The sequence below is a fragment of the Celeribacter ethanolicus genome (genome assembly GCF_001550095.1).
Taxonomy (GTDB): domain Bacteria; phylum Pseudomonadota; class Alphaproteobacteria; order Rhodobacterales; family Rhodobacteraceae; genus Celeribacter; species Celeribacter ethanolicus.
In genome coordinates, this window is the sequence record NZ_LRUC01000011.1 from 107,248 (window position 1) to 133,796 (window position 26,549).

A 26,549-nucleotide genomic window follows, 5' to 3' on the forward strand; every position below is an offset into this window, starting at 1 on the left:
AAACCGCCGCCGCCCTCCGCTTCATTTCTCCCAGTTGCCTTCCGGCGTCCCGTCAAAGCGTTTCTTCAGGCTGTCCCAGCAGTCGATGTAATCGTCCTGAAGCGGGGCCTCTGTCGCGGCGAACCGTGTCAGGTGCTGCGGGAAACGGGTCTCGAACATGAAGGACATGGTGTTGTCGAGCTTCTCGGGTTCGAGATCGGCGAATGTCGCCTTCTCGAAGGCATCGTTGTCCGGCCCATGCGGCAGCATCATGTTGTGGAGGCTCAGCCCGCCCGGCACGAAACCCTGCGGCTTGGCATCATATTCGCCGTAGATGTTGCCCATCAGTTCGGACATCACGTTCTTGTGGTACCACGGCGGACGGAAGGTGTTTTCCATCGTCATCCAGCGCTCGCGGAACAGCACGAAGTCGATGTTCGCGGTCCCCGGCACGCCAGACGGCGCGGTCAGCACGGTGAAAATCGACGGGTCGGGGTGATCGAACAGGATCGAGCCGACCGGGCAATAGGTCCGCAGATCGTATTTCACCGGCGCATAATTGCCGTGCCAGGCCACCACATCGAGCGGCGAATGCCCGATCCTGGTCTCATGGAACTGGCCCTGCCATTTGATCGTCACGGTCGAGGGCGTCTCGCGGTCCTCGAAGGCGGCCACCGGCGTCTTGAAATCGCGGCGGTTGGCCATGCAATTGGCCCCGATCGGCCCGCGCCCCGGCAGTTCGAATTTCTGGCCGTAATTCTCACAGACAAAGCCCCGCGCCGGACCGTCGAGAAGCTCGACACGATAGACAAGACCGCGCGGCAGAATCGCGATTTCCTTGGGTTCGAGGTCGATGACCCCCAGCTCGGTGCAGAACCGCAGACGCCCTTCCTGCGGCACCACCAGAAGCTCGCTGTCGGCGGAGTAGAAATAGGCATCCACCATGGATTCGGTCACCAGGTAGATATGCGTCGCCATGCCGACCTGAGTGTAGATATCCCCCGCCGTGGTCATCGTGCGCATGCCTGTCAACCAGGTCAGCGGCGCGTCCGAATGCGGCACCGGGTCCCAGCGGTACTGACCCAGGCTGATCACATCGGGATCGACACAGGGTGCGGACGCCCAAAGCGGCAGGTCGATCTTTTCATAGCGGTGCGAGTGTTTGACCGAAGGCCGGATGCGATAACACCACGTCCGTTCGTTCTGATGACTCGGCGCCGTAAAGGCCGTACCGGACAATTGTTCGCCGTAAAGGCCGTAGGCACATTTCTGCGGGCTGTTCATCCCCTGAGGCAGAGCCCCGGGAAGCGCCTCGGTTTCGAAATCATTGCCAAAGCCAGGCATGTAGCCTTCGTGCGCTGTGGAAATCCCAACGGCGCGGGTCAGCCCCGAGATCGTGCTCATATCGTTCATTCAGAAAGCCCTCCCAGTCTGATCTGTCCTGTCTGATTATTGACATGTTGATAGTTGCTTTTGTAACTAACAAGGGTGTTTTTTGTATCGGGAGAGAAAAGTGAACCGCGAGGATTTCGAGCTTTCAGTCTTTACGCCCTATCTGCTCAACCAAGCAGCAGAACAGCAAAGTCGTGTTTTTTCAAATACCTACAAAAACCTCTACGGCATGCTGCAAACCGAATGGCGGGTGCTGTTTCATCTCGGGCGCTACGGCGCAATGACAGCGAAAGAAATTTCCATACGCGCCAGCATTCACAAAACCAAGGTTTCTCGCGCCGTGCGCGCGCTTGAACAAAAGCGTTTTCTCGGACGTGAGGTCAGCCATGAAGACCGGCGCATGGAACGGCTGACCCTGCGCCCGGCAGGTCAGGACGCGTTCAACGTCCTGACCGCTGCCGCCGCAGATTACGAAACCGCATTGGCCACCCGGCTCGGCCCGGAGGACATGAAGCACTTAAAGCGTCTGCTCATGGCGCTCGCATGAGCCGCGCACCGCAGCCCCCTGCCGACAGAGTGCGAACAGGGCACCTTTCGACGAAATCCCCAGCTTGGCATAGGCGCGCTTGCGATAGGTCGCGATCGTCTCCGGCGACACGGACAGTTCGAGCGCGATCAGCTCCGCCTTTTTGCCGTCGAGCATCCCGAGACAGACCTGACGCTCGCGGGCGCTGAGCACATCGAGGGCCGGTGGCGGACCGGTGCGTGACAGCCCTTCGAAATGCATCAGCGCGATTTTTGCGGCCAAAGATGCCAGAGCCGCCTCCGGCCCGCCGCCCTCCCCCTGCGCAGCAAGGTAGAAATTGACGATGATCCGACGCTCCTCACCGACGGCGAGAACCGCCAGCTTGCCGGACAGGCCCGGTGTGCTGAAAAACCTCTGACGATAGCTTTCGGACATATCGCTGTCCCGCACCCGAACATGCACCAGTTTGCGCTGGCCCGGCGACAGTGCGGTCAGCACTGGCAACAAGGGATCCTCCCGGAACCCGCCCTCCAGATAAGCCTCGGCCAGCACCTCGCCCAAGCGTTCGCGGGAAAAATTGCGGGACAACAGGCAACAGGCCTGCGACCCGCTCAGATCGAAAATCATAACCTGTCGAGCACCGCTTTGCTCCGCCAGTTCTGAAAACACCTGTCCGAAACGGTCCGAGCCACAGGCGTCGAGACAGGCCTCGACCATGGTCAACACATTGCTCACCTGTGCGCCCTCCGTGTCCTCGTGCGATCCCTGCCCCAAGGGATGCCCCGGATCTGCCCTTATGTCCAGAATGTCCCGGGAACACCCGCATTGTGCCTGGTGTCCCTTGTTGCGGGGGACAGACCCGTCCCCCCGCTCCCCCTATCCTGCCCGTTCCACTTCGAACCATGGGAGGAGCCGTAGTGAGACCTCAGGGACGGGCCGAGACCGACTCGCTTTATTTCAGCTATCCACATTTTGACGCCCCGCAAGCGCGTCAGACGTTGAGTGACCCCGCCCGGGTGGCCATCGTCGGTGCGGGCCCGGTTGGCATGACGGCCGCGCTGGCGCTGGCGCATGAAGGCGTGGCATCCGTGCTGTTCGACAACAAGGCGACGTTCAACGACGGCAGCCGCGCCATCTGCATCGCCCGACCGAGCTTTGCCATTCTCGACCGTCTGGGCGTGGTGGCGCCGTTTTTGGAAAAATCGCTGGGCTGGACCACCGGACGGTCTTTCTACCAAGGGCGGCAAATCCTCGAATTCGAGATGCCGGACAGCGCGGAAGAGAAGTTCCGCCCGATGTACAACCTGCAACAGCAATATATCGAGGCCTATCTCTGGCAGGCGGTCGCAGCCAGCCCTCTGATCGACATCCGCTGGCAGAGCGAAGTGACCGGCCTGCGCGACACCGCCACCGGATTGCGTCTTGCAATCACCGACCCCAACGGCAGTTACGAGATCGACACCGACTGGTGTCTGGCCTGTGATGGTGCCCGCAGCCCGGTGCGCAAACTGCGTGGCAAACGGCTTCAGGGGCAGAATTTCGAAGGCCGCTATGTAATCGCGGATGTGCAGATGGAGCACGATTATCCGACGATCCGGCGCGCCCTGTTCGACCCGGAGAGCCGCCCCGGCGGCACGGTACTCATTCACCGCCAGCCGGATAATATCTGGCGCATTGATTACCAGTTGCGCGATGACGAAGACGAAAGCGAGGCGATCCGGGAGGACAATGTCCGCATCAGTGTCCAGGCCGTGCTCGACGACATCGGCCACAAGGGGCCTTGGGAGCTTGAATGGTGGAGCGTCTATTCTGCCAACACGCTGGCGCTCGACGATTATCGTGACGGGCGGGTGTTCTTTGTCGGGGACAGCGCGCATATCGTGCCGATCTTCGGCGTGCGCGGCCTCAACAACGGGCTCGCAGATGCCGCCAATATCGGCTGGAAACTGGGTTGGGTGCTGACGGGGCGCGCGGGAGAGGCGCTGCTCGACAGTTATTCGCCGGAACGCCGCGGCGCGACACTCGACGTTTTTGACAATGCTGCGAAAAGCGCGCGGTTCATGACACCCTCCACGCATGGCTGGCGGCTCATGCGCGATGCCGCCCTGTCTCTGGCCCTCGACCACCCGTTTGCGGGCAACCTTGCCAATCCCCGGCAAATGACGGCCTACAGCTATCACGACAGCCCCGCGACCCTGCCGGACGACCCGCGCTTTTCCGACGGCCCGCTCCCCGGTGCCCATGTGCCGGAGATGCGGATGGAGAGCGGGTTTCTCTCCGACCGTTTCGGGGCGGGTTTCACCCTGTTGTGTTTCGAGGACACACAGGAGGATTTGTCCAAACAGGTCCGCACACAGGCGCCCGAGGGGATATCGGTGGTGACCTTGCCCTATCCGTCCACGCTCGCCTCCCGTTTCGGCGCCACGTCCGGATCGGCCTATCTGATCCGGCCCGACCTGCATATCGCGGCCCGCTGGTACACTGCCGAGGCGCAAAATGTTTGCGACGCCTTTTCCCGCCTCACCGAGACACAGGAGCGCTGAGATGACCCCCGCAGATCTGGAAACCGTTTACGAAGCTCTCGCGGAGGACATCGACCGCGTCGGCCCGGAGAAAAGCGCGCTGTTTCTCTCGAAGCTCGCGCTGCTTCTCGCTCAGGACATCGGGACGGCAGCGCCGGTTCTGGCCCGCATCAAGGAAGCCTCGGCGCATCTGACGGTTGAAACGCTGAAACCGTGATTGCCTAATATACCTAATATATATCTCGCTCTTTGCCCGGGAAACGATCCCCGGGACAACAGGCCGAAAACGTCAAACCAAAATGCCTGCTGGCCGATGCTTTGCTCGGCCAGAAGGCGCTGAAGGATCGACGTCCGCAAAATGTCACGTCCGCTGAATATTCACGGCGAAACGGATCCTATCCGCTTACACGCCGGCGTAGACCGGGAACATGCTGGCGTCGCCGTAGTCCTTGATTTTCTCCATGGCTTTGAGGGCGTCCATGTCCTCGGCGGAGATTTCGAAATCGACGGCGGCGTTGCTTTCCATGTGGGCAGGCGTCGCGGTTTTCGGCAGCGGCAGCAGACCCAGTTGCAGACAGTAACGGATCGCCAACTGCGGCAGGCTCACACCGTATTTATCGGCCATCGCCTGAACTTCGGTGTTTTTCATCAGTTCGCCGTGGCCCATCGGGGAATAGGCTTCGACGAGGATATTTTTGCTCTGACAATAGTTGATCAGTTCGAAAGGCGTGTTGGTGATGTGGGCGAGGATCTGGTTGACCATCGGTCCCACGGTGCCGTTGTCGATCAGGTTGTCGAGATCGGCCTTCTCATGGTTGGACACGCCAATGGCGCGGATTTTGCCCGCTTTATAGGCCTCTTCCAGCGCAGTCCAGGCGGCCAGGTTGCCTTCGAAATAGCGGTCTTCGCCCCCGAAGTTTTCCCAAGGCGTCGGGCTGTGGATGATCATCAGGTCGATGTAGTCGACGCCCAGAAGATCGAGCGAGCCCTGGATCGCGGCTTTCGCGCCCTCGTAATCCTTGATGCCCGCATCCAGTTTGGTTTGCAGGAACAGCTCTTCGCGGGCCACGCCGCAATCGCGCAGGCCCTCGCCCACGCCGCGTTCGTTGCCATAGGCCTGTGCGGTGTCGATGTGGCGGTAGCCGAGTTTGACGGCGGTCTTGACAGCCTCCGCCACTTTGTCGTCGTCAATCATCCAGGTGCCGAGACCGAGTTTCGGAACTTCGACGCCATTGGAGAGGGTGAATGTCTCTTGAAGGATCATGGGATCTTCCTTTCTTTTGCGTTTGGCCGTTTGCGCAACAAAGGCGCTAAGGGAACGGCGCGGCCCCCAGCCAAAGCAGGGAACCTCTGTCTTGGTGGGCGCAATCTAGGCCAGAGCGTGAGCTATGATAATCCGGGCAAAACAGATGCCACTCATGAAAATAAATCATGAGTGGCCCTATTCAGCTCAAATCAGAGATCAGCCATTGTAATCCTCGTCTGCGACTTTCTCCATCCAGGTCACGGCGGAGCCATCGACGGTCTCTTGGATCGCATAGTGGCTCATGGCGGTCTCGGGTGCGGCCCCATGCCAATGTTTCTCGCCAGCCGGGAACCAGACGACATCACCGGCGCTGACCTCTTCGACCGCCCCGCCTTCGCGCTGAACGCGACCTCGACCGAATGTGATGATGATGGTCTGCCCTGCGGGGTGCGTGTGCCATGCGGTGCGCGCCCCCGGCTCGAAGGTCACATGCGAGCCACCGACGCGGCCCGGGTCTTCGGCCTGAAACATCGGATCGACACGCACGGTGCCGGTGAACCAATCTTCGGGACCGGGCATAGAGGGATTGCTGCCGGAACGGATGATTTTCATGGGGATACTCCTTTCAGAAACGCGAGGCTCAGCCGCGCAATTTGTCAAAACGATAGGTCAGCGCCGGGCCGCCGGGCTGGACATAGGCCAATTCCACGGTCGCCATGGCGAAGGGTTCGATGAAGCGGGCGTTGTGCAGGCCGCCGCAGTCCAACGGCTCAAAACCGACATCGCGGATCAGCCCGAACGCGATCTCCTTGGCACCCGCGTCGTTGCCATAGGCCATGACCTGCGGTGCAGGCCCCTGCCCCTTTTGGGTAAAGACCGGATAAAAACTTTCCGACGGGTTGGTGTTGAAACAGGACACCCAGCGGGCGTGAGGCCGCAGTTTCGCAAGTTCTTCGGCGCCAGAGGAGGTGGTGCCGACGACCAACGCGGTGTTGCTGTCGTTCAAAGGCAAAGAGCAGTTCAGCACAACCTTGCCCGCCAGATCGCCCGCCTGCTCCAAAACATCGGCGCGGCGCGACCAATGCACCGCCAAAAGCACCGCATCGGCACCTTCGACGGCCTCGGCTACGGAGCCCGATGAGGCGCCAACCGCGTTTGCAAGCCGATCGAGCTTGGCACGATCCCTAGCGTAGGAAAAGGTCACGTCATGACCAGCCTCGGCCCAGATGCGGCCCAGTTTGCCGCCCATGAGACCCGATCCCAGAATGCCGATCTTCATGCCAAACTCTCCTCTCATCGCCTCAGTTTACTCTGCGCGGCTCTCGAACACCTCTTTCGCCACAGGCAGCGCCGAAAAGACTTTCGGCCAGCCCGCGTAAAAGGCGAGATGCGACAGCATGGCGCCGGCTTCCTCTTGGGTCAAACCATTGTCCATGGCGCGATTGAGGTGGAATGTCATCTGCTCCGGCTGACCGGCGGCGATGAGGGCCGCGACGGTGACGAGGCTCCGGTCACGCGGCGCGAGGTCCGGGCGCAGCCAGAGATCACGGAACAGCACGTCGCGGGTGTTGTCCACCACGCCGATGCTGACATCGCTGTAAAGCCCGCTGACAAGCTCTTCGCGCGCGTCCTCGGCCTCTTGGTTCAAGGGCAGAAAGTCGACCTCGGCTCCCGGCAGGCTGTCTGCGGTAATGCCACGGGCCTCGAACACGGGCGCGGCAGCCTCGGCGGCGGCGGTGGCGTTGCCAAGACCGGTGTAGAAGGCCAGATGGGTGATCGTCTCCGACAGTTCCGCAGGCGTCACACCGGCGTCCAGCGCCAGCGTCACATAGCGGTCGAGGTTTTCGGTCTCATGGCGGGTCATCAGGGCGGCAAAGGTCACAAGCGCACGATCGCGTACGGACATCGCCTCATTTTCCCACTCGGCCCCGAGGATCGTCTCTCTGGTGTAGGCCTCAAGCGCCGGGGCGACTTGCGCCACAGAGGACGGCACGGTGTCGCGCACATCCTGCGCGAGTGCAGCACTGGTCATGAGGGCAAAGGCGGAGGCGGCAATCGGGGTCTTTCTCAGGGAGGTCTTCGGCGAGGTCATGGGGGAACTCCTGTTGTCTGTGTCTCCCATAGATTTGGCGCCTTTCCCGGAGAGATTAATGCCGCCTCACATCACCCCACTCATGAGCCGTTTTCATCAATCTCTTTCAGGCCGATTTCAGGCCCGCTCCCTGAGCGCGTCCAAGACCACGGTGAAGGCCGTGGACGGCCTCTGGCGGCTTGGGTAATAGAGGTGAAACCCCGGGAAATACGGGCAATAGTCCTCAAGGCACATGCGGAGCGCGCCACTGTCGAGATGCGGCTGCGCCAGACGTTCCGGGATGAGCGCCAGCCCATGCCCGTCAATCGCCGCCTGAAGCACCGGGTTGACGGTGTTGAAACAGGCCTGCCCCTTGACCTTGACGTTGATCTCCTGCCCGTCCTTGTCCTCGAACTCCCAGGCATAAAGCGCGCCATGGGTCGAAAGCCGCAGGTTGATGCAGCGGTGATCGACCAGATCCTGCGGCACCTCCGGCGTGCCCAACGCCTCGAAATACTCCGGCGCACCGACGCAGATCATCCGCTCATCCGGCCCGATCCGCATAGCGATCATCCCATCGCTGACCTGATCGCCATAGCGCACACCGGCGTCACATTGCGAGGCGGCCAGATCGGTGTAGCCGTAATCCATGACGAACTCGACATTGACCGACGGGTATTGCTTGAGCACCGGCGAGAGTTTCGGCCAGAGAATGCTCTCGATGGCATATTCCACGGCCACGATCCGCACGGTGCCGGTGGGCGTGTCCTGAGAATCGTTGAGCGCCTGCAACCGGCTTTCGATCTTCTCGAAACAGGGATTGAGGGTGGCCAGCAAATCCTCCCCTTCCAGCGTCGGCGCCACAGTGCGGGTCGTGCGGGTCAAGAGCCTGAGCCCGAGGCGTTGTTCCAGCCCCTTGATGGTATGGCTCAACGCCGATTGAGACACGTTGAGACGAGCCGCTGCCTTGGTAAAACTGCGTTCTTCGGCCACGGCGGCGAAGGCGATGAGGTCGTTGATATTCTCGCGTATCATGAGGGAAGCCGGAGGTTGGAACTGTATGATCAAACGGTTTCCCTCATGATATATGGCCCTGCTTCATGAAGTCGAAGGGTTTGCGGCGCATGTGGCGCATATTTCATGGCCCGCGTTTCACGCGACGATCCTCCAACGCGCATGAGGCTCTCGCCCTGGAAGGCCGCTGGCACACCGGATCGCCCGCCACACGGAGAAGGCAGGGCCAGCGTCATTCCCGGAACCAACTTTTCAATCAGAAAACGACGTGGAATCATGTCTTTGCCTTCCCTGAAAGAACACCTGTCATGCTAGACGGGCAGGTCATCGGGATCATGCCCCGTTCTCTCAGACCATTCATGATGAGCCCTCATGAATGCATTGCATGGAATGGCGATTATCCTCGCCACATTTTGCGCCATCATATCTGCAGATGTTTGCCCCTTCCCAAAGAGGATGCCAAAGAGACCATGTGCGACGCCTGTAACACCTCCCCCGAATTCCTGACACGCGAGGGCGAAAGCCGTCGCGGCTTTCTGACCGCCGGTGCGGCCGCCGCCGTGGCCGCACCGCTGGCTGCAGCCGGGCTTGCCGGGACTGCCCGGGCCCAAGACGTCAACGCGCTCGCTGAGAGCCAGGTGCAATCCTGGGCCTCCTTCGACACCGATGGCGCCTTTGCGCCCCACACCATCACCCGTCGCGCCGCAGGGCCGAAGGACGTGGTGGTCGAGATCATGTACAGCTCGATCTGTCACTCCGACATTCACACCTACAAGGGCGACTGGGGCCCGCAGGTCTATCCGCTGGTGCCGGGCCATGAGATGGTCGGTCGCGTTGTGGCCGTCGGTGCAGATGTGATCAAGTTCCGCGAGGGCGATTACGCCGGTGTCGGCACCATGGTGGATAGCTGTGGCACCTGCGCCAACTGTGTCGCCGACCGGGAACAGAACTGTCTCAACGGCACGACCTTCACCTATGGCTCCGAGGATAAAATCTCCGGTGGTCTGACCCAGGGCGGTTACTCCAAGAAGATCGTTGTCAAGGAAGAGTTCGCCCTGCGCATCCCGCCGGGGGTGGACCTCGCAGGGTTTGCGCCGCTCCTCTGTGCCGGCATCACCACGTTTTCGCCGATCAACCACTGGAATCTGAAACCGGGTCAGCGCTATGGCGTGATCGGTATGGGCGGTCTGGGCCACCTCGCCGTGAAACTCGCCGTCGCGAAAGGCGCCGAAGTTGTGGTCTTCACCACCTCCGAGGACAAGATCGCCGATGCCAAGGCTTTCGGTGCCGCCGAGGCCTATCTCTGGTCCGACGAAGAGGCGCTTGCGAAACAGGCGATGAGCTTTGATCTGATGATCTCCACCGTGCCTGTGGCCTATGAGATGCAGCCCTTCCTCAACATGCTGAAACTCGACAAGACGCTGGTCAACGTCGGTGCGCTGTTCGAAGTCCAAGGCGCTCAGGGCATGATGATGGCCTTCAACCGCCAGAGCCTTGCCGGCTCCATGACCGGTGGCATTGCGGAAACGCAGGCGGTGATCGACTTTGCCGCCGCCCATGGCGTGGCCGCGTCTTATGAGATGATCACCCCGGATCAGATCGGCGAGGCCTGTGAAAAGGTCGTCAACAAAGAGGCCCGCTACCGCTATGTCATCGACATGACCGCGGCCTGATGCCATCCTGTCGGGACGGGTCTAAGCTGCCCGTCCTGATCCCTCTACGGATATGGAGCCAGAGAGATGTTCGCCCCCCTCCTCCGCACCGCTTTATTCAGCCTCGCTTTGACCGCTCCAGCGGTCGCGGACAGCTCCGAGACGCTACACCAGAAAGACAGCATGATGACAAAAATCCAGTTCACCTTCGGCTCAGAGGTTCTCACCGCCACGCTCGATGACACCACCGCCGGGCGGGATTTCGCCGCCATGCTGCCGCTTGAGCTGGAACTGACGGATTACCACGACACCGAAAAGATCGCCGACCTGCCACGCAAGCTCGATACCACCGGCGCGCCAGCCGCCTATAAACCCGAGACCGGGGACATCACGCTTTATGCGCCCTGGGGCAATCTTGCGATCTTTTACAAACCGTTTCGAAAATCGAACGGGCTTGTGCGGCTTGGGGCGTTTGACGGATCGCTTGCGCCGCTTCTGAAGGCCGGCGACACACCGGTGCGAATCGAAATCGCCGAATGAGGACCCATCGCGACGGTATCCGCCGGACACGGCGGTGACCGGCAAGCCCATCTCAACACGCGCTCTGAGCGGAGAGGCAGAGACTTGCCCCTGAAACAACGGGCAGCGCATGGCACCAGATCACTGTTCCCCTTAGAGCGCCCGGATCTACGCCGCGATCGAGGTAAAATCGGCCGCGACAATATCGAAACGCTTCTCAATCAGATTGAGCACCTGTTACAGGCGCTCGACAGATGCGCGGAGTGACGATGCGGAGGCTTGCCGGCATGCCGATGCTGCGCAGGCCTAAGTATCGGCCGGTGTGAAGGTGTGAAACCGGCCCGGCCATTCCTGTGGTGTTGCTACGTGTCTGGAGCGCCTTCGCTCCGACGCCGTGACGCAAACTTCGGCGAGTTTCCGACATTCGGCGCCGATGTTCACCCCATGTGGACCCTCATCGGTCGAGGTGGTCGCGCATACGGTAATAGTGGATCGCGAGTGTCCCGTAGAGCGGATGCAGGGCATGAAATGGCATTGCCTTCACCGAGCGGGAAACCGGAACCGGCATGTCGGTGCCCAGCGCAAGATGCGCCGCGAAAGCTTTTCCCAGAGCCGTTGCGAGCGCCACGCCGCGCCCGTTGAACCCCGTCGCAAGCATCAATCTAGGCGCGGGTTCGCACACACGGATGCGGTGATCCGCCGTCATGCCCACGCGACCGAACCAACGGTATTCAATATCGAACCCCGTGCCAAAGATCGCATTCAGTTCCGCAACGATCCGGCGGAAATCTTCCGCGTGGGTCGGATCGGAAAACTGCCCCCGCCCTCCGAGCATGAGACGATTGCCCGGTCCAATTCGGAAATAGGTCCCGACCCGACGGGCCTCTGACACCACGACGCCGTTCGGCAGGATACGATCGAGTTGTGCACGGCTGAGCGGTTTGGTCGCGATCTGAAAACTGTTGGCAGGCACCGTTGCACGTTTGACATCGCGGCTCAGGCCGCGCGGCGTGTAGACATTGGTGGCAAGCACCACGCGCTCGGCACTCACAACGGCCCCTGACGGCAAAGTCGCCCGCCACTTTCCGTCTGCGCGCTTGAGCCCTACCACCGGGGTTTGCGCAAAAATCTTGGCCCCCGCCGCCTCGGCCGCCCGCGCCAGTGCGCGCGCGTATTTCAGCGGATGGACCTTGCCCGCGCGCCGGTCGATCCAGCCGCCTGCGAATATGTCGGACCCGGTCTCGCGCAGCATCGCCGCAGGGTCGAGCCAGGCCACAGGCGCACCGCGCGCCTCCCACTGGCGCATGCGGGACTGCAACCCGGCAAGATGCACCTGTTTCGCTCCAGCCTGAATCCAACCCGAGCGCGAGGCCTCACAGTCCAACCCCAGCCGCTCGACCAGATCGAACAACACATCCGCAGTGCTTCCCGCGAAGTCGGTCGCCGCTTCCCCCCAGAGACGGTCCATCGCGTCGGGATCGTCCTTGAGCCCCGGAATCACCTGCCCACCATTGCGCCCGGAGGCGCCGAAGCCGGGCTCCTGTGCCTCAAGAAGTGCAACATCTACCCCCGCTTCAGCGAGGTGTAGTGCGGTCGACAGCCCCTGAAACCCGCCACCGATCACCAGAACATCGGTTTGAAGGCTGTCGGACAGCGACGGAAACTCAGGGACCTCCGGGGCGGTTGCGGCCCAGATGGATTGAAAGCGCATGATCTTCTCCGATCACATGAGATGGCTGACACGACGCAGGAATTCCTGTGTTCGTTCGTTTTGGGGCCGGGTCAGGACCTCTTCTGCCGTGCCCTGCTCCGCGATCCGTCCGCTGTCGAGAAAGAAAACGTTGTTGGCCACTTCACGCGCGAACTGGATCTCGTGGGTGACGATCAGCATGGTCATGTGCTCTTCCGCCAGATCGCGCAGAACGGTCAGAACCTCACCGACCATTTCAGGGTCGAGCGCGGAGGTCGGTTCATCCAAGAGGATCGCCTCGGGCCGCATCGCGAGCGCACGTGCGATGGCGACACGTTGTTGCTGACCCCCGGAAAGCGCCGAGGGGTAGAAATCCATCTTGTCGGCGAGCCCAACGCGGCGCAGGTGTTCTTCAGCACGCACGCGCACCTCGTCCTTGTTTTCGCGCAGCACCTGAACCGGGCCCTCCATGACATTTTCAAGCGCGGTCATATGTGGAAACAGGTTGAAGCGCTGAAACACCATCGCCACGCGGGTGCGAATGTCGTGAATGGAACGCGCATGGGCGTCGACCTTTTGCTCGTCCACGAAAATCCCGCCGGACTGATAATCCTCCAGCCCGTTCACACAGCGCAGGAGTGTGGATTTTCCGGACCCGGAGGCCCCGATCAGGCAGACGACCTGGCCCTTTTCGACCTCGGCATCAATGCCCTTGAGCACCTCGTGATGACCGTAGGATTTATGGATGTTCTCGAAACGGATCATCGCGATCTCCCCATTTTCAACTCGACGCGGCGCATCACGATGTTGAGCGGAATGGTCAGGCACAGATAAAGCGCTGCAACCATGGTAAAAACGGTCATGTTGTCAAAGGTCGAAGACGCGAGCATTTTGCCCTGCATCGTCAGCTCAGCGACCGAAATCACCGAGACCTGCGAGCTGTCCTTGAGCAGCATCACCATGTTGTTGCCATAGGGCGGCAGCGAAATCCGCACGGCCTGCGGCAGGATGATCCGCCGCATCATTTTGCCATGGCGCATGCCGATGGATTTCGCGGCTTCGACCTGCCCGCGGTCCACCGCCTCGATCCCGCCGCGAAAGGTTTCGCCGATGTAGCACGAATAGATCAGCCCGAGGCCGATGATCCCGGCCTGAAAAGCGGTCAGGTCGATGCCCATGTCCGGCATCACGAAATAGATATAGAAGAGCACCACAAGGATCGGAATGCCACGCAGGAATTCAACGATATAGCGCGCAGGACGTTCAAGCCAGATATTGCGCGACGTGCGCATCATGGCCCAGAGAAGCCCGAGGGCCGTGGCGAGGAAAAGCGCAAGCAGAGAGACCGCGACCGTGCGCCAGAGACCGGTCAGCAAAAGCGGCAGGTACTCCTGAATCCGCTCGGAAAGGGGCGACATGATTGCCTCCTGTCGATGGGGGACGCCCGGCGGTTCGAGCGCCGGGCCAATTTCGGATCAGAGGCCGTATTTGGCAAAAATCTCGGCAAGCTCACCGCTTTCCTTCATCGCGGCAATCGAGGCATTGACCTCGGCCAGAAGCTCCGGGTTTTCCTTGGACACAGCCAGTGCGACATCGCCGATCCCCATCGGCTCATAGCCCTCGACCAGCTTCACACCGAGCGCCGGATTTTGGCCCACCTGATAGGCGATGATCGGCAGATCGCCAAAACCCGCCTTGATCCGACCCAGCTTCACGTCTCGCATGATGTCGACGAGGCTGTCATAGAGCTTGACCTCTTTGAAAATACCTTTGGCCTGAAGCTTGTCGGCAAAGGTCGTACCGATCTGGGCGCCGACGATTTCGCCGGCCAGATCGTCGAGTTGATAGGCGGTATCGTCATCGGCGGCCACGAACATGCCGTCGCCATAGCTGTAAACCGTATCCGAGAAATCCACGACTTCCTTGCGCTTGTCGGTGGCGAGCATGCCCGCCGAAATCACGTCGATCTTTCCGGTTTCGAGCGCCGGGATCAGGGCCGAAAACTGGTTGATCGCGAATTCGGGCGTATCTCCGAGATCCTCTGCGATCGCGGCGGCCAGATCAACCATGGCACCGGTCGGCTTCTGGGTCGCCGTATCAACGAAGGTGAAAGGCACGCCGGTGGTGGTCACCCCAACGGTCAGCTCATCCGCCTGAGCGGACAGCGCGGAAAGGGCCAGAGTGCTGGCGAGAGCAAGCGAGCGAAGTTTCATCAGATTTATCCCTGTTATTAAGCGCGCCTTCAGACGCATTTGAACTTTCTTCACCATATTGAAGAAAATATCATTCTCAATGAAAAATCTTCATGATTTTCATATTTTTGAAAAAATTTGCCAAATACTTAGATTTATCTTCTTATTTCATCACGATGCATTTAGAATAATGAAGAATATCTACCAACAACCCACAACAATATCCACTTCAAGCCCCCCCCCCTGAAAGCGCCATGTCCATCGCAGATTCGGAAGCCAAATTGAAAACTGACCCGCTGAGCGGTCATGATGATGTCTCGCTGGGCGACGCCGTGCGCCGGGCGCGTCGGGATCAGCGCCTGTCGCTTCAGACCGTCGCCGATGGTGTCGGCATCTCAACCGGGCTTCTGAGCCAGATCGAACGCGGGATTTCCTCTCCCTCGATCCGCAATCTGCGCGCCATCTGCGATGTGATCGGCATCCCCTTCCTCTCGCTCTTCGACACGGATGGCGAAGCCGATCAGGAGCAAGGGCTGATCGTCCGGGCCGCTTCTCGACGGACCGTCGACTTCGGCGATCGCGGCATGGTGAAATCGTTCCTGACAGCTCATGACGACGGCACACTTCAGGTGATGGAGATCATCATGGCACCGGGCGGCGGATCGGGAGAAGACGCCTATGCCCATGAGGGCGAAGAATGCGGTGTCATCCTCTGCGGCGAGGCCGAGCTTTTCGTCGAGGACAAAGCCTATCATCTCAGCGAAGGCGACTCCTTTCACTTTGAAAGCAAACGTCCGCACCGATTTCGCAACATTGGTGACGAGACATGTCGCATCATGTGGGTCACGACGCCGCCGGTTTGGTAAGGCATTCGCCGGAAGCGCAAGCTGGTTCACTTCTCTGGATGATCGTAAAAATCACAAAGATACTTTGTGCTCACGAAACCGTAACCGCACCGATCTACATGGATGGGAGAGGACGGTTCCTTGGCAACATCTTCATAGAGCGGCTGTGACCGACGCTGAAATATGAATGCGTCTACCTACATGCCTGGGAAACCGGCTCGGAGGCAAAGGCAGGCATCTGGAAATGGATGACCTTTCACAACAACCAACGCCCACACTCAGCCCTCGGCGACAGACCACCCGTCGTGATCTACGGGCTGAGAAACGAAACAACCAACCTTGATCAGCAGGTGCAGGGGGTAGGTGATGACCGTCGGACGGAACAGACCCATTCGAGCTCGACTTCTATGACCCTCAAAGCCTCTGGCAGCGCGACAGCAATGTCTGCAAAAATTCACACTATTGAGCAGCCCGTTTCCAAGGGCCTGAGCGCGCAACGCTATTAACATTGCGCGCCTGATGGCTACCGCATCGACTTACCCTCCAGATGCAGGAGGTGCACACGGTTTCGGATCCGGTCCATGAATGCATCTGCGAGCAAGGGGGCGTTGATGTAATCATACCATTCCTTTGGCAAGCACTGCGCGATCATGATGGTCGAACTATGTGCGGAACGGTCATCGCGCGTTTCTTCTCGGGATTCACTTCTTGAGCCCTTCGGATAAAAATCGTTCTCAATCACCAACCTCCCGATCTTCGTGTGAAATTCCTTCACCTCCGCCTCGGACGGGCCGCTCTGTTTGCCGCCGGAAAACACATCCGCCATGCCTTCCAGGGCTTGACGCTCCCAAGTGCTCATCTGGTTCGGATGCAAATGATGTTTCGATGCGATCTCCTTAATCGCCTTATCGCCCGCAGCGCTTCCAATGCCACCTCGGACTTAAATTGATCTGTAAAATATCGGCGCTTCGCCTTTCTCATCCCCCTTCAAAGGTCCGGGATACACCTTAGCTCATTGTTTGATTTCCTGAGACCACTTCAAAACGGCTTATTCTGTCTCATAAGCGAGACATATTTTCTCCGACTTAAGTCTTATTTTGAGGCAGGGTGTGGCAATTTGTTACATGCAGGCTAAATCAAGCCCCTCAAAAGACTAAGATGTTCCCAAGCTATATCTCGTCGTCACACAGCCATAACATCAGACACCCAAAGGTTCTTCAGCCCCATGATCAAACGCATATTCACCGGTGGTGTCGCCCTCGCGGCATTGGGCATCGCCGGTTTCGCGATCTACGCATGGCATCCGGCAATCGACCCGGTTGCAACGCCCCCCGCAGACAGCTTTGCGCCAGCTCAGATCGAACAAGGGCGTATTCTGGCCGCCGCCGGATATTGCGCCACCTGCCACACCGCCGCGGACGGCGCGCCCTATGCGGGCAACTATCCGATGAAGACGGATTTCGGCACCATCTATTCCACCAACATCACGCCCGACCGGGACACCGGGATCGGGGCATGGTCGGAAGAGGCCTTTGAACGCGCGATGCGCGAAGGGCTTGATCGCAGCGGCGCACATCTTTTCCCCGCCCTGCCCTTCGATCACTTCACCAAAATGTCCGACGAAGACATCTCGGCGCTTTACGCCTATATCATGTCCTCCGTGCCCGCCGTGGCGCAGGAGCATCGCGACAACGACCTGCCCTTCCCGCTCGACCAGCGGTTTTTGCAGGCCGGTTGGAAAATGCTCTTTTTCGATGAGGGCCGCTATGAGCCAGACCCCGCGAAATCCGATGAGTGGAACCGGGGCGCTTATCTGGTCGAGGGCGTGACCCACTGTGGTGCCTGCCATACGCCGCGCAATGCGCTCGGTGCCGAGGAAACCGACGAGATGTACGCCGGCGCCGCGATCGACGACTGGATCGCACCGCCTCTGACCGCCGCGAACCCGTCGGGCGTGGCCTGGACCTCCTCCGCTTTCTTCGACTATCTCAAAACCGGCTCGTCGCGCTATCATGGCGGGGCCTCCGGCCCGATGGCGCCGGTGGTCCACGCCGGTCTCCGCGAACTGCCGGACAGCGATCTGCACGCGATTGCGGTCTATCTCGGCGACATGGTCGGCGCGCCCGAGGAAGACCCGGCCACCAATCCGGCCGTGATCAAATCGCTTGAGGCCGGTATCCCGCGACAGGACTATCGCGCCGATCAGGGCGAACGCCTCTATGCCACCGCCTGTGCGTCCTGCCACTACAACAGCCAACAGATTGCCGCGGGTCGCCCCGATCTGGGCATCAACTCCGCCATGCGCCTCGACGATCCGACCAACCTCATCCATGTGATGCTTGAAGGCGTCAAAGCCGATCAGGGCATGGAAGGCGTGGTCATGCCAGCTTTCGGGTCTACCATGTCGGACGAACAAATCGCCGCCATCGCTGCTTATCTGCGGTCCACCCGCACCGACAAGGCACCCTGGGCGGATCTGGAACAGAAAGTCGCCGACATCCGCGCCCTTGGCGCAGCGGCGCATTGAACGGATCGGGAGAAAGAGAATGACTCGTTTTACGATCAACGGAAAAGCGATTGAGGTCGATGTCGAAGAGGATACGCCCCTTCTGTGGGTGATCCGCGATGAGATCGGCCTGACCGGCACCAAATTCGGCTGTGGCGTTGGCATGTGCGGCGCCTGTACCGTCCATGTCGGCGGGCGCGCGACGCGCTCCTGCGTCACCCCCGTCTCCGCCGTCGATGGCGCGGAGATTACCACCATCGAGGGCCTCTCCGCCGAAGGCAATCACCCGGTGCAGACCGCGTGGCGTGATCTGAAAGTGCCGCAATGCGGCTACTGCCAATCCGGTCAGATCATGCAGGCCGCTGCCCTTTTGCAGGACATCCCCGAGCCGTCCGACGACGACATCGACGCGGTGATGACCGGCAACCTGTGCCGCTGCATGACCTATTCGCGCATTCGCGATGCCGTGCGCGAGGCCGCAACCGCAATGAAAGAGGAGCGGTCCAATGGCTAAGCTCAAACTTCCGCCGCGTGGTGAAGCTACGGCTGAACTGACCCGTCGCGGCTTTCTGATCTCCATGACTGCCGCCGGGGCCGCCTTTGGCTTCCCGCGTGCCGGTCTCGCCGCGATGGACCCGGCAACGCCCAATGGCGTGCCCGCCACGCCCGCAGGCAATGTCTATGAACCCTCGCTGTGGTATTCCATCGACGGCGACGGCAAGGTCAACGTCAACATCATCCGCGCCGAAATGGGCCAACACGTCGGCACGGCAATTGCCCGCATTCTGGCCGATGAGCTTGAGGTTGCCTGGGAGGATGTACGTATCACCCATGTCGACAGCGCCGAAAAATGGGGCCTCATGGTCACCGGCGGTAGCTGGTCCGTGTGGCAAAGCTGGCCGATTTACCGTCAGGCGGGGGCCGCCGGGCGCACCGCGCTGATCGAAGCCGCCGCAGCGAAATGGGGCGTGGATGCGTCCGAGTGCGAGGCCCGCGAGGGAAAAATCACCTCTGGCGACAATGCGATCACCTATGCGGAACTGGTTTCTGAGGGAATTTCCCGCAGCTTCACCGAAGACGAGCTCAAAGCCCTGCCGCTCAAGCCGGTCTCGGATCTGCGCCTCGTCGGCAAAGAAGTCACCGCCCTCGACATCGCCAACAAGACCACCGGCAAAACCATCTACGGCATCGACGCCAAAATCGACGGCATGGTCTATGCCGCGCCGCTTTTGCCGCCGACCCGTCTGGGATCGTCCGTCACGAACGTGGACGACAGCGCCGCACAATCGGTCAAAGGCTATGTCCAGACCCTGACCCTCGACGATCCGTCGGGCACGGTGCCGGGCTGGGTCATGGTGATCGGCGAAACCTTCATGGCGGCGCAGCGCGCGGCGGAGAAGGTCAAGGTCACATGGGCCGCCGGTCCGACCGCCGATGTCACGGAAGCGCAAATTCAGGACCACGGGCGGGAGCTGATCGCCAACCCCGATGTCGGGTCCATCCTCGACACCGGCGACACCAACACCGCGCCCGTGTTCGAAAGTGCCGCTGACGTGCTTGAGGCAGAATATACCACCTCGACCGTGCTGCATTTCCAGATGGAGCCACTCAACGCCACCGTCTTCCAGAATGCCGATGGAGTCTGGGAAATCCACACCGGCAACCAATGGCAATCGCTGATCCTGCCGACCTTGCAGGCGGCTTTGGGCGTCGAGGCCGACAAGATCGTGATGCGCACCTACATGCTGGGTGGCGGGTTCGGGCGTCGTCTCAATGGCGATTACGCCGTCCCCGTCGCGCTGGCGTCCAAGGCGCTTGGTGGCAAGCCCGTGAAAATGGTGATGATGCGCCCCGAAGACGTGCTGTTCGACAGCCCGCGTTCGGCCTCCGTGCAACAGCTCAAGATGGCGTTTGACGCCGAGGGAACTGTGATCGGCATGGAACATCACGCCACCGCCGGTTGGCCGACCGAAGTCATGATCCCGGGCTTTATGCCCAAGGGCATCAACGACGAACCTTACGACCCCTTCGCCATTGCGGGCGCCGATCACTGGTATTCCGTCGGCGCACAAAAGGTGCGGGCGATCTCCAACGATCTCGCCAATGCCACCTTCCGCCCCGGCTGGCTGCGGTCCGTGGGGCCGGGCTGGACCAACTTCGCCGTGGAAAGCTTCATGGACGAGGCGGCGCATAAACTCGGGCGCGATCCGCTTGAGTTCCGCCTGAGCCTCTTCACCGCCGAGGGCCGCAACGCCGGTTCCGCTCCCAATGCGATCGGCGGCGCGAAACGTCAGGCGGCAGTTGTGAAACGGGCCGCTGAACTGGCCGGATGGGGCGAAGACCTTCCCGCCGACACTGGCATCGGTATCGCGACAAGCTTCGGTCAGGAACGTGACATGCCCACTTGGGTGGCCTGTGCTGCACGCGTGAAAGTGAATCGCGAGACGGGCGAGGTGACGGTGGAGAAACTGCATCTCGTGACGGATGCCGGCATCGTTGTCGATCCCGACGGCGCGCTGGCTCAGACACAGGGTGCCGCGCTTTGGGGGCTGTCCATGGCGCTTTACGAGGGGACAGAAATCGAAGCGGGCAACGTGCGCGACACCAACCTCGACACCTACACCCCCCTACGGATGATCGACACGCCGGAGATGGAGGTCGAATTCATCGACAGCGCAGAGGTGCCCGTGGGCTTGGGCGAACCCGCAACGACTGTTGTCGCACCGGCCATCGGCAACGCAATTTACAACGCGGTCGGTGTGCGTCTGCGCTCTTTACCGATGACACCGGAGAAGCTCCGCGCAGCCCTCGCAAGCTGAGCCTAGCTTTTCGGCAAAGAAGACACCGGGGCGGCATAGAGCGGCCCCGGTTTTTTTTAATGTCTCAGCCGGGCGATATCCTCCGGCATATCAATATCGACCAGGGCGTCGGGTGGCAGGGCGACGCATTGGTGCTCAGGCAAACCCCGGATCAAGGTCCCCGCTCCACGATCTCCCGTGAGTGTGCTGAGCTGCGCGAAATAGCGCGCAGGAAAAACCGCCGGGGGCAGCGTTTTCTCCCCGTCGAAACTCGCCGCCGGATCAGCGTGCCCCCTTTGCAAAAGCGTTTCCAGATGCGCCGAAGGCACGTTCGGCATATCGGCCAGTGAGATCAGCAAAAGCGCCGCGCCCGCACGCTCTGCGACCTCTGTTCCGGCCCGAAGACTGTCGCTTTGCACAGGGTCGCCGTCCAGCAGAACGATCTCCTCAAACCCCGCCAGACGGAAGACCTCGCCGACCTCCGGGTCGGACACCACCGCGATCCTCAGGTCGAGAGGAGCGGCCCGCATCACCTCTGCGGCATGGGCACAAAGCGGTGTACCCCGAAACGGGGCAAGCAGCTTGTTCTCTTTACCAAAGCGCCGCGACTGACCGGCAGCCAGTACAAGCCCGGCGCTGTTCATGACGCCAGCCGCGTCGAAGCCACACCGTCCACCATCGTGGCGCTCTCATGAGACAGCACCTCGGCCAGCACAGACACCGCCAAGGTGCGCGGGTCTCGGGTCGATGGAATGACCCCGATCGGGCCTTTGATCCGGTCCAGATCCGCCTCGCCAAAGCCCATGGCGCGCAGCGTCGCGATCCGGGTCGTGGCGGTCCTCAAGCTGCCTTGCGCGCCGATGTAAAACGCCTCCGACCCAAGCACCCGTCCCAGAATTTCCGACTCCCAGTCATGGCTGTGAAAGAACATCGCCACGGCGGTGTAACGGTCGATGACGACGTCTTCGGGCAGGGTTGCGCTGGTGATCTGGCGGGTGAGGAGCCCGGGCGCCTGTCGCTGTGCCATGCCCAGCGTGTCGGCATCGGGCGACAGCAGAACGCTGTCATAGCCTGCCGCGGCCGCCATCGTGGCAAAGGCCACCGCCTCGGTGCCGGCGCCGAAGATCACGAAACGCGTGTCAGGTAAAATGTGGAGGTGCAGATCGCCCTGCGCCGCCGCCTCCAGCGAGATGTCACCCCGCGCCATGTCCAGCCCCAGGACGACCGGTCGGCGTCCGCCAAGAGAGGACTCGAGCGGCTCAAGTCGAAAGATGTCCGGCACAGGCATCAGGTAAATGTCCAGCGATCCGCCACAGGGCAGTTGAATGTCCATGAAAGGCGAGCCCTGCCCGTAACGCAATTTGCGCGGTGTCTTCTCTTGCAAGGCGCGCGCGGCATGATGAGCCACATCGCCGTCGATGCACCCCGACGACAGCGCCCCGAAACAGGTGCCATCGGCCATAACGATCATGCTCGCCCCCACGGGGCGAAACGACGGCCCGCCGGTGGCAGCGATCACCGCCAGAACGCATCCGGGTGCGGCCCCTTCGGCCTGACGGCGCACATGGGCGATGGCGGAGGCGATGGGAAAATCAAAGGCGCGCACGGTAATCATGACGATGTTTTAGCCTGTCCGGGGAGAGATTGCCAACTTGCTGCGGGCGCTGATGCGGTCCAACTGGAGACGGAGGAAAATACCAGTTGAGATGCCGCGCCTGAAAGGCTTCCACTTCCCATGTGTGATTATCACTTATGCAGTTTGAGCGCACCACCGTTTCATCCTCAGCACGGCGGATGTTGAAGACCTGCTTGCCGAGAGAGCCGTAATCTTCAGCCGGGGAACCGTAAGCAAATGAGTGAACCGGTTCGGTCAGCATTTCGTCCGTTGTGTTAAGCTTGACCGGCCTGCGCCGACTGACAAATGGCACCTAGATGAAGTCATGATACCGATCAAGGGGTCTGATGCCGGAGATTGCAGAAGCCTACGCCAAATACCGGGCTCTGTTGCAAATTTTTCGTGAGTGCGCAAAGCTCAGATTTTCAGGTAGCGGCCACCGTATCTATTGGATACGAGTCCTGCTGACCGTTCCGAGCCTACAAGCTGCAGGAACCCGGTGACTCCTGTGTGGGTTTGCAAGTTCTATTTTCAAAACGCAGTAGGTGATCGCTGCACACAGACTGACGGGAGGCTGTGAAGAGCATTGAATAATCAGTTTATTATCGCAACAAGCGCCATCATTGCTTTGGGCGGAGCGGCGTTTTTTGTTTTGAACAGGGACCAAGAACCTGCCTATCCCACCCTGCTCGACAACCTACCCAAAAGCAGCTTCGCGGTGGAGCAGACCCTGCCAGATGATCTGTCTGCCTGGATCGCCAACCCCCCCCTTTCCAACCCCTGGACTCCACACAAGGACGCTTCTCGGGATCAGATCGTTTTCACCAACGAGAATGAAATCTTCCCGTTTCTGGAGGGGTGGGAAACGGACTTTCCCAGCCTGATGGACGATGATTTCCTTGAGAACACGCATCTGACCTTCAAGGACCCGGAATACGGCGAAAGCATTGCCATGGCTGCGATCCTGAAAGAGCCGCAAGAAGTGTTTTTGAGCTCGTCCTATTCCGGCTTCGCGAATCCGATATTCTCGGGCGTGAACATTACCAACCCGCAAAGTGTTTCGGCCCGCCTGTCCGACATGGGCATTAATTTTGATAACGAGAGCCAAAAGGAAAGCATCCTGTGGGTTTCGCGATCCCCCGCCCTTGAGGACATGATGCTTCTTTTCAATCAGAATGGCGGACTGGTTTACGCTGTCGCGATTGGCTGCAATCGCGCAGAGGTACAGCCGTGCCTGGAAAAAATCAAAGACATCCGGCAAGAACTTGGGTTAAGCGGCTTGGCCGATGCCGACATATCCGCTGAAAATGTTGATTTTCAAGGCTCTGGCAACAGCAGCGCTCTCGTAAACAGCTCACCAGTCGACGTATATCTTGATCCTCGGCCAGATGATCCTATGAAACGCCTTATAGGATCCGGTGCATTAAAGATTCCCTTCCTGAATGATTGGCAGACGGAAGAGGGCGACGGCGCTTACACATTTAGCAAGCAAGGCGAGGCTGGTCCGGCGACCATTCGGATTTCCAGTCAGGAAGTATCGCTTTCATCTGAAGATGAGCTGTCTGAACTTACCAGTCAGCACCCAGATTATACGGTTTACAAGAAAACGGACAGTATTCTCGGGATAAATCCTGACACCTATATTCTGGCAAAAGAAAGCCAACTGGACGAGCGCACCGTTGGTCAAGCTGTCACATCTCTGCAACCCGGGAAGTTGGTTATTTTCGATTACTCCTACCCAATTGGAGATGCTGACTTGAGCTCTACAATCAAAAAAGCGGTCCATTATTCTTATTATAGCGATTAGTGATCGCCTTCAGGATCAGGCTTCATATCTGTTGATTTCCGCAGAAAAGTGCCCCAGTACTGTCGCAAAGTTTCTGGTTTCCCGTCTCACGTGAATATGTCAGCGCCGCCAGATGGTTGGCGAGGGTCGTTGTGATGAACCAGTTCAAAGGGGCATAGTTTCCGAAATCGGCGATCTTGTGGCCTTTCGCGGCCCTGCTGGTATTGGGTTTTTGGTAAATCGGCATCAGGCCATCAGATCGAGATTCCCTTTCGGTTCAGTGTGGCCGGAGACGGCACCTGAAAACTCGCCACTTCAGCCGTCTCCTCTCCGGCCTCGGGAAGGTATGCGCAAGCCAACGGAAACGAATTTGTCCGTTGCGCGGATCAGGTGTCATCCGACCGCCCCGTTGATGCGGTCGGAGGGCAGAAGATCGAAGGAGAGCCCACAGCACATCTGGACCAGGGAGCCGATGTGAGTGGAACCGTCCGGTCGGTCCTGAGTGCCGGCGATCTGGAGTGACATCTCGGCTGCGTCAGTCTGATCGATGCCAAGCTCACGCTCGGCCCATCGCTTGACACGGTCGAGCGTGGAGCCCGGCCCGAAGTCTCGCGAAATCGTGCGGCCCGCGTAGCGGATGGTTACGGTGACCCGCTATGACGTGACGCTGCTGGTGAACGGGTTGCCACTGATCCAGATCGAACTGAAGCGACGCGGGATCGAGTTGAAAGAGGCCTTCAACCAAATCAACCGCTATCACCGCCACAGCTTTGGCGCGGGCAATGCGCTGTTCCAATATGTGCAGCTTTTCGTGATCTCGAACGGGGTGAACACGAAATACTATGCCAACAACCGGCATCAGGATTTCAAGCAGACGTTCTTTTGGGCGGATGAGGACAACACGCCGATCACCCGGCTGGAGGCCTTTGCCGACGCGTTTCTTGAGAAGTGCTTCGTGTCCAAGATGATCGCGAAATACGTGGTCCTGCACGAAAGCGACCAGGTGCTGATGGTGCTGCGGCCCTATCAGTATTACGCCGTCGAACGGATCCTCGACCGGGTGATGAAGGGGCGCAAGAACGGCTATATCTGGCACACGACCGGTTCGGGCAAGACGCTGACCAGCTTCAAGGCCAGTCAGGTGATCGTCGAAAACCCGAAGGTCGCCAAGGTCGTGTTTGTCGTGGACAGGGCCGATCTGGATTACCAGACGACGAAGGAGTTCAACTATTTCTCGCCAGGCTCGGTCGATGGCACCGACAATACCACGGCGCTGGTGGATCAGATGGCCGATCCCGACACCAAGCTGGTGGTGACCACGATCCAGAAGCTGAACACCGCCATCACGCGCGAACGTCACGCAGCGGCGATGGAGGCGCTAAAGGATGAGCGGATCGTATTCGTGTTCGACGAATGCCACCGCAGCCAGTTCGGCGACACGCACAAGAATATCGTGGCGTTCTTCTCCAAGGCGCAGATGTTCGGCTTCACCGGAACGCCGATCCTGAAAGAAAACGCCATTGGCAAGCGCACGACCGCGAACCTGTTCGAGGAATGCCTGCACCGCTATGTCATCACGGACGCCATCCGAGATGAGAACGTACTGCGGTTTTCGGTGGGTAATCCCCCCGAAATTTAGGGGCGTTTGAAAGTAGAATTTTCTCGAAAGATAAAAGAGGAGATTCTGATGAAGAAATCGAAATACAGCGACGCTCAGATCATGAGTATTTTGAAACAGGCCGAAGGCGGTGTGCCGGTTGCGGATCTGTGCCGTGAGCATGGGATGAGTTCGGCGAGCTTTTACAAATGGCGCTCGAAGTATGGCGGCATGGATGCGAGCCTGATGGCGCGGATGAAAGAGCTCGACGAGGAAAACAAGCGCCTCAAGCGCATGTATGCCGAGAAGAGCATGCAAAACGACCTGTTGAAGGAAGCGCTTGGAAAAAAGTGGTAAGGCCGTCTCAACGCAGAGAGATGGCCGAGTGGGCGGTTCGGCACCGGTCCGTCAGCATTGCTTTGGCCTGCCGAGCATTCAGCATCAGTGAGACGTGCTATCGATATCAGCCGACGCTCAGAGCTGAGAACGAGCTGATCGCCGATTGGCTTGTCGCGCTGACAACGGCCAAGAGGAGTTGGGGGTTTGGTCTGTGCTTTTTGCATCTGCGGAACGTCAAAGGTTTTGGCTGGAACCACAAA

At 59.9% G+C, this 26,549-nt stretch carries 26 protein-coding genes and 3 pseudogenes; 14 read left to right on the top strand and 15 right to left on the bottom strand.

Translation table 11 applies throughout. The annotated features are described in order from the left end of the window. Positions 1–21: 21 nt before the first annotated feature. Positions 22–1,392, bottom strand: coding sequence for a homogentisate 1,2-dioxygenase (gene hmgA, locus NH195_RS06400; protein ID WP_066704712.1), 1,371 nt, complete (start codon positions 1,390–1,392; stop codon positions 22–24). A 100-nt stretch (positions 1,393–1,492) separates the two neighbouring features. Between hmgA and NH195_RS06405 the strand changes: the two genes are divergently transcribed. Continuing rightward, positions 1,493–1,918: a MarR family winged helix-turn-helix transcriptional regulator gene (locus NH195_RS06405; protein WP_066704714.1), complete on the top strand. Its 426-nt coding sequence runs from the start codon at positions 1,493–1,495 to the stop codon at positions 1,916–1,918. Here the strand turns inward: NH195_RS06405 and NH195_RS06410 are convergent. After that, positions 1,889–2,632: a response regulator transcription factor gene (locus NH195_RS06410; RefSeq protein ID WP_155846089.1), complete on the bottom strand. Its 744-nt coding sequence runs from the start codon at positions 2,630–2,632 to the stop codon at positions 1,889–1,891. The genes NH195_RS06405 and NH195_RS06410 overlap by 30 nt on opposite strands. Positions 2,633–2,799: 167 nt before the next feature. On the opposite strand from NH195_RS06410, the gene NH195_RS06415 reads away from it, so the two are divergent. Together NH195_RS06415 and NH195_RS06420 are read left to right on the top strand one after the other, a co-directional pair. Beyond that, positions 2,800–4,440 (top strand): FAD-dependent monooxygenase, encoded by a 1,641-nt coding sequence (locus tag NH195_RS06415; RefSeq protein ID WP_198403416.1) that lies wholly within the window; start codon positions 2,800–2,802, stop codon positions 4,438–4,440. Position 4,441: 1 nt separating this feature from the next. Further along, on the top strand, positions 4,442–4,636 hold the full coding sequence (locus tag NH195_RS06420; protein WP_155846090.1) for a DUF2783 domain-containing protein: 195 nt from the start codon (positions 4,442–4,444) through the stop codon (positions 4,634–4,636). Positions 4,637–4,822: 186 nt separating this feature from the next. On the opposite strand, the gene NH195_RS06425 is transcribed toward NH195_RS06420, so the two are convergent. From NH195_RS06425 to NH195_RS06445, 5 genes are all read right to left on the bottom strand, one after another. Beyond that, positions 4,823–5,683 (bottom strand): aldo/keto reductase, encoded by an 861-nt coding sequence (locus NH195_RS06425; RefSeq protein ID WP_066704728.1) that lies wholly within the window; start codon positions 5,681–5,683, stop codon positions 4,823–4,825. A 198-nt stretch (positions 5,684–5,881) separates the two neighbouring features. Next, positions 5,882–6,277 carry a (R)-mandelonitrile lyase gene (locus NH195_RS06430; protein ID WP_066704729.1) on the bottom strand — a complete coding sequence of 132 codons (396 nt, stop codon included), beginning with the start codon at positions 6,275–6,277 and terminating at the stop codon, positions 5,882–5,884. 28 nt (positions 6,278–6,305) lie between these two features. Then, the gene (locus NH195_RS06435; protein ID WP_066704730.1) at positions 6,306–6,944 is read right to left on the bottom strand and encodes an NADPH-dependent F420 reductase; all 639 of its coding nucleotides are present in this window, start codon (positions 6,942–6,944) and stop codon (positions 6,306–6,308) included. A 27-nt stretch (positions 6,945–6,971) separates the two neighbouring features. Next, the gene (locus NH195_RS06440) at positions 6,972–7,757 is read right to left on the bottom strand and encodes a carboxymuconolactone decarboxylase family protein (RefSeq protein WP_202906487.1); all 786 of its coding nucleotides are present in this window, start codon (positions 7,755–7,757) and stop codon (positions 6,972–6,974) included. A 117-nt stretch (positions 7,758–7,874) separates the two neighbouring features. Beyond that, positions 7,875–8,771, bottom strand: a complete 897-nt coding sequence (locus NH195_RS06445) for a LysR family transcriptional regulator (RefSeq protein WP_066704732.1) — start codon at positions 8,769–8,771, stop codon at positions 7,875–7,877. A gap of 416 nt (positions 8,772–9,187) precedes the next feature. On the opposite strand from NH195_RS06445, the gene NH195_RS06450 reads away from it, so the two are divergent. Together NH195_RS06450 and NH195_RS06455 are read left to right on the top strand one after the other, a co-directional pair. Continuing rightward, the gene (locus tag NH195_RS06450) at positions 9,188–10,423 is read left to right on the top strand and encodes an NAD(P)-dependent alcohol dehydrogenase (RefSeq protein ID WP_238379707.1); all 1,236 of its coding nucleotides are present in this window, start codon (positions 9,188–9,190) and stop codon (positions 10,421–10,423) included. A gap of 66 nt (positions 10,424–10,489) precedes the next feature. Beyond that, positions 10,490–10,942 (top strand): cyclophilin-like fold protein, encoded by a 453-nt coding sequence (locus tag NH195_RS06455; protein WP_238379708.1) that lies wholly within the window; start codon positions 10,490–10,492, stop codon positions 10,940–10,942. 433 nt (positions 10,943–11,375) lie between these two features. Here the strand turns inward: NH195_RS06455 and NH195_RS06460 are convergent, their stop codons facing one another. The 4 genes from NH195_RS06460 to NH195_RS06475 are packed head-to-tail and all read right to left on the bottom strand — an operon-like array spanning position 11,376 to position 14,824. After that, entirely contained in the window at positions 11,376–12,632 is a 1,257-nt protein-coding gene (locus tag NH195_RS06460; protein WP_066704739.1) for an NAD(P)/FAD-dependent oxidoreductase, read from the bottom strand. A 12-nt stretch (positions 12,633–12,644) separates the two neighbouring features. Further along, positions 12,645–13,376 (bottom strand): amino acid ABC transporter ATP-binding protein, encoded by a 732-nt coding sequence (locus NH195_RS06465; protein WP_066704741.1) that lies wholly within the window; start codon positions 13,374–13,376, stop codon positions 12,645–12,647. Then, on the bottom strand, positions 13,373–14,029 hold the full coding sequence (locus NH195_RS06470) for an amino acid ABC transporter permease (RefSeq protein ID WP_066704743.1): 657 nt from the start codon (positions 14,027–14,029) through the stop codon (positions 13,373–13,375). Before NH195_RS06470 ends, NH195_RS06465 begins: the two co-directional genes overlap by 4 nt. 57 nt (positions 14,030–14,086) lie before the next feature. Then, the gene (locus NH195_RS06475) at positions 14,087–14,824 is read right to left on the bottom strand and encodes an ABC transporter substrate-binding protein (protein ID WP_081423806.1); all 738 of its coding nucleotides are present in this window, start codon (positions 14,822–14,824) and stop codon (positions 14,087–14,089) included. A gap of 233 nt (positions 14,825–15,057) precedes the next feature. Between NH195_RS06475 and NH195_RS06480 the strand changes: the two genes are divergently transcribed. Then, entirely contained in the window at positions 15,058–15,669 is a 612-nt protein-coding gene (locus NH195_RS06480) for a cupin domain-containing protein (RefSeq protein WP_066704747.1), read from the top strand. Positions 15,670–15,761: 92 nt separating this feature from the next. Beyond that, positions 15,762–15,962, top strand: a pseudogene (locus NH195_RS21645) (integrase core domain-containing protein); the annotation flags it as partial. 209 nt (positions 15,963–16,171) lie between these two features. On the opposite strand, the gene NH195_RS21100 reads toward NH195_RS21645, so the two are convergent. Then, positions 16,172–16,507, bottom strand: a complete 336-nt coding sequence (locus NH195_RS21100; protein ID WP_238379709.1) for an ATP-binding protein — start codon at positions 16,505–16,507, stop codon at positions 16,172–16,174. 366 nt (positions 16,508–16,873) lie between these two features. Here NH195_RS21100 and NH195_RS06495 point away from each other — a divergent pair, with 366 nt between their 5' ends. The 3 genes from NH195_RS06495 to NH195_RS06505 are packed head-to-tail and all read left to right on the top strand — an operon-like array spanning position 16,874 to position 20,973. Beyond that, positions 16,874–18,175, top strand: a complete 1,302-nt coding sequence (locus NH195_RS06495; RefSeq protein WP_066704750.1) for a cytochrome c — start codon at positions 16,874–16,876, stop codon at positions 18,173–18,175. Positions 18,176–18,194: 19 nt separating this feature from the next. Beyond that, the gene (locus tag NH195_RS06500; protein WP_066704752.1) at positions 18,195–18,668 is read left to right on the top strand and encodes a (2Fe-2S)-binding protein; all 474 of its coding nucleotides are present in this window, start codon (positions 18,195–18,197) and stop codon (positions 18,666–18,668) included. Next, the gene (locus NH195_RS06505) at positions 18,661–20,973 is read left to right on the top strand and encodes a xanthine dehydrogenase family protein molybdopterin-binding subunit (protein ID WP_066704753.1); all 2,313 of its coding nucleotides are present in this window, start codon (positions 18,661–18,663) and stop codon (positions 20,971–20,973) included. Before NH195_RS06500 ends, NH195_RS06505 begins: the two co-directional genes overlap by 8 nt. A 56-nt stretch (positions 20,974–21,029) precedes the next feature. Here NH195_RS06505 and NH195_RS06510 read toward each other — a convergent pair whose 3' ends face one another. Both NH195_RS06510 and NH195_RS06515 read right to left on the bottom strand, forming a co-directional pair. Further along, positions 21,030–21,596 (bottom strand): nucleotidyltransferase family protein, encoded by a 567-nt coding sequence (locus tag NH195_RS06510; RefSeq protein WP_066704754.1) that lies wholly within the window; start codon positions 21,594–21,596, stop codon positions 21,030–21,032. Next, the gene (locus NH195_RS06515) at positions 21,593–22,567 is read right to left on the bottom strand and encodes an XdhC family protein (RefSeq protein ID WP_066704756.1); all 975 of its coding nucleotides are present in this window, start codon (positions 22,565–22,567) and stop codon (positions 21,593–21,595) included. The genes NH195_RS06510 and NH195_RS06515 overlap by 4 nt, the downstream gene beginning before the upstream one ends. Positions 22,568–22,619: 52 nt before the next feature. On the opposite strand from NH195_RS06515, the pseudogene NH195_RS21650 reads away from it, so the two are divergent. Beyond that, a pseudogene (locus tag NH195_RS21650) lies at positions 22,620–22,910 on the top strand (IS6 family transposase); the annotation flags it as partial. A 243-nt stretch (positions 22,911–23,153) separates the two neighbouring features. Beyond that, a complete protein-coding gene (locus NH195_RS06520) occupies positions 23,154–24,374 on the top strand; it encodes a hypothetical protein (protein WP_066704760.1) in 1,221 nt (406 codons plus the stop codon). Positions 24,375–24,746: 372 nt separating this feature from the next. Here the strand turns inward: NH195_RS06520 and NH195_RS21780 are convergent, their stop codons facing one another. Beyond that, the gene (locus NH195_RS21780; RefSeq protein ID WP_274377270.1) at positions 24,747–24,878 is read right to left on the bottom strand and encodes a hypothetical protein; all 132 of its coding nucleotides are present in this window, start codon (positions 24,876–24,878) and stop codon (positions 24,747–24,749) included. 112 nt (positions 24,879–24,990) lie between these two features. Between NH195_RS21780 and NH195_RS06530 the strand changes: the two genes are divergently transcribed. Continuing rightward, positions 24,991–25,992: an HsdR family type I site-specific deoxyribonuclease gene (locus NH195_RS06530; protein WP_081423807.1), complete on the top strand. Its 1,002-nt coding sequence runs from the start codon at positions 24,991–24,993 to the stop codon at positions 25,990–25,992. A 48-nt stretch (positions 25,993–26,040) separates the two neighbouring features. Further along, positions 26,041–26,549, top strand: a pseudogene (locus NH195_RS20775) (transposase); the annotation flags it as partial.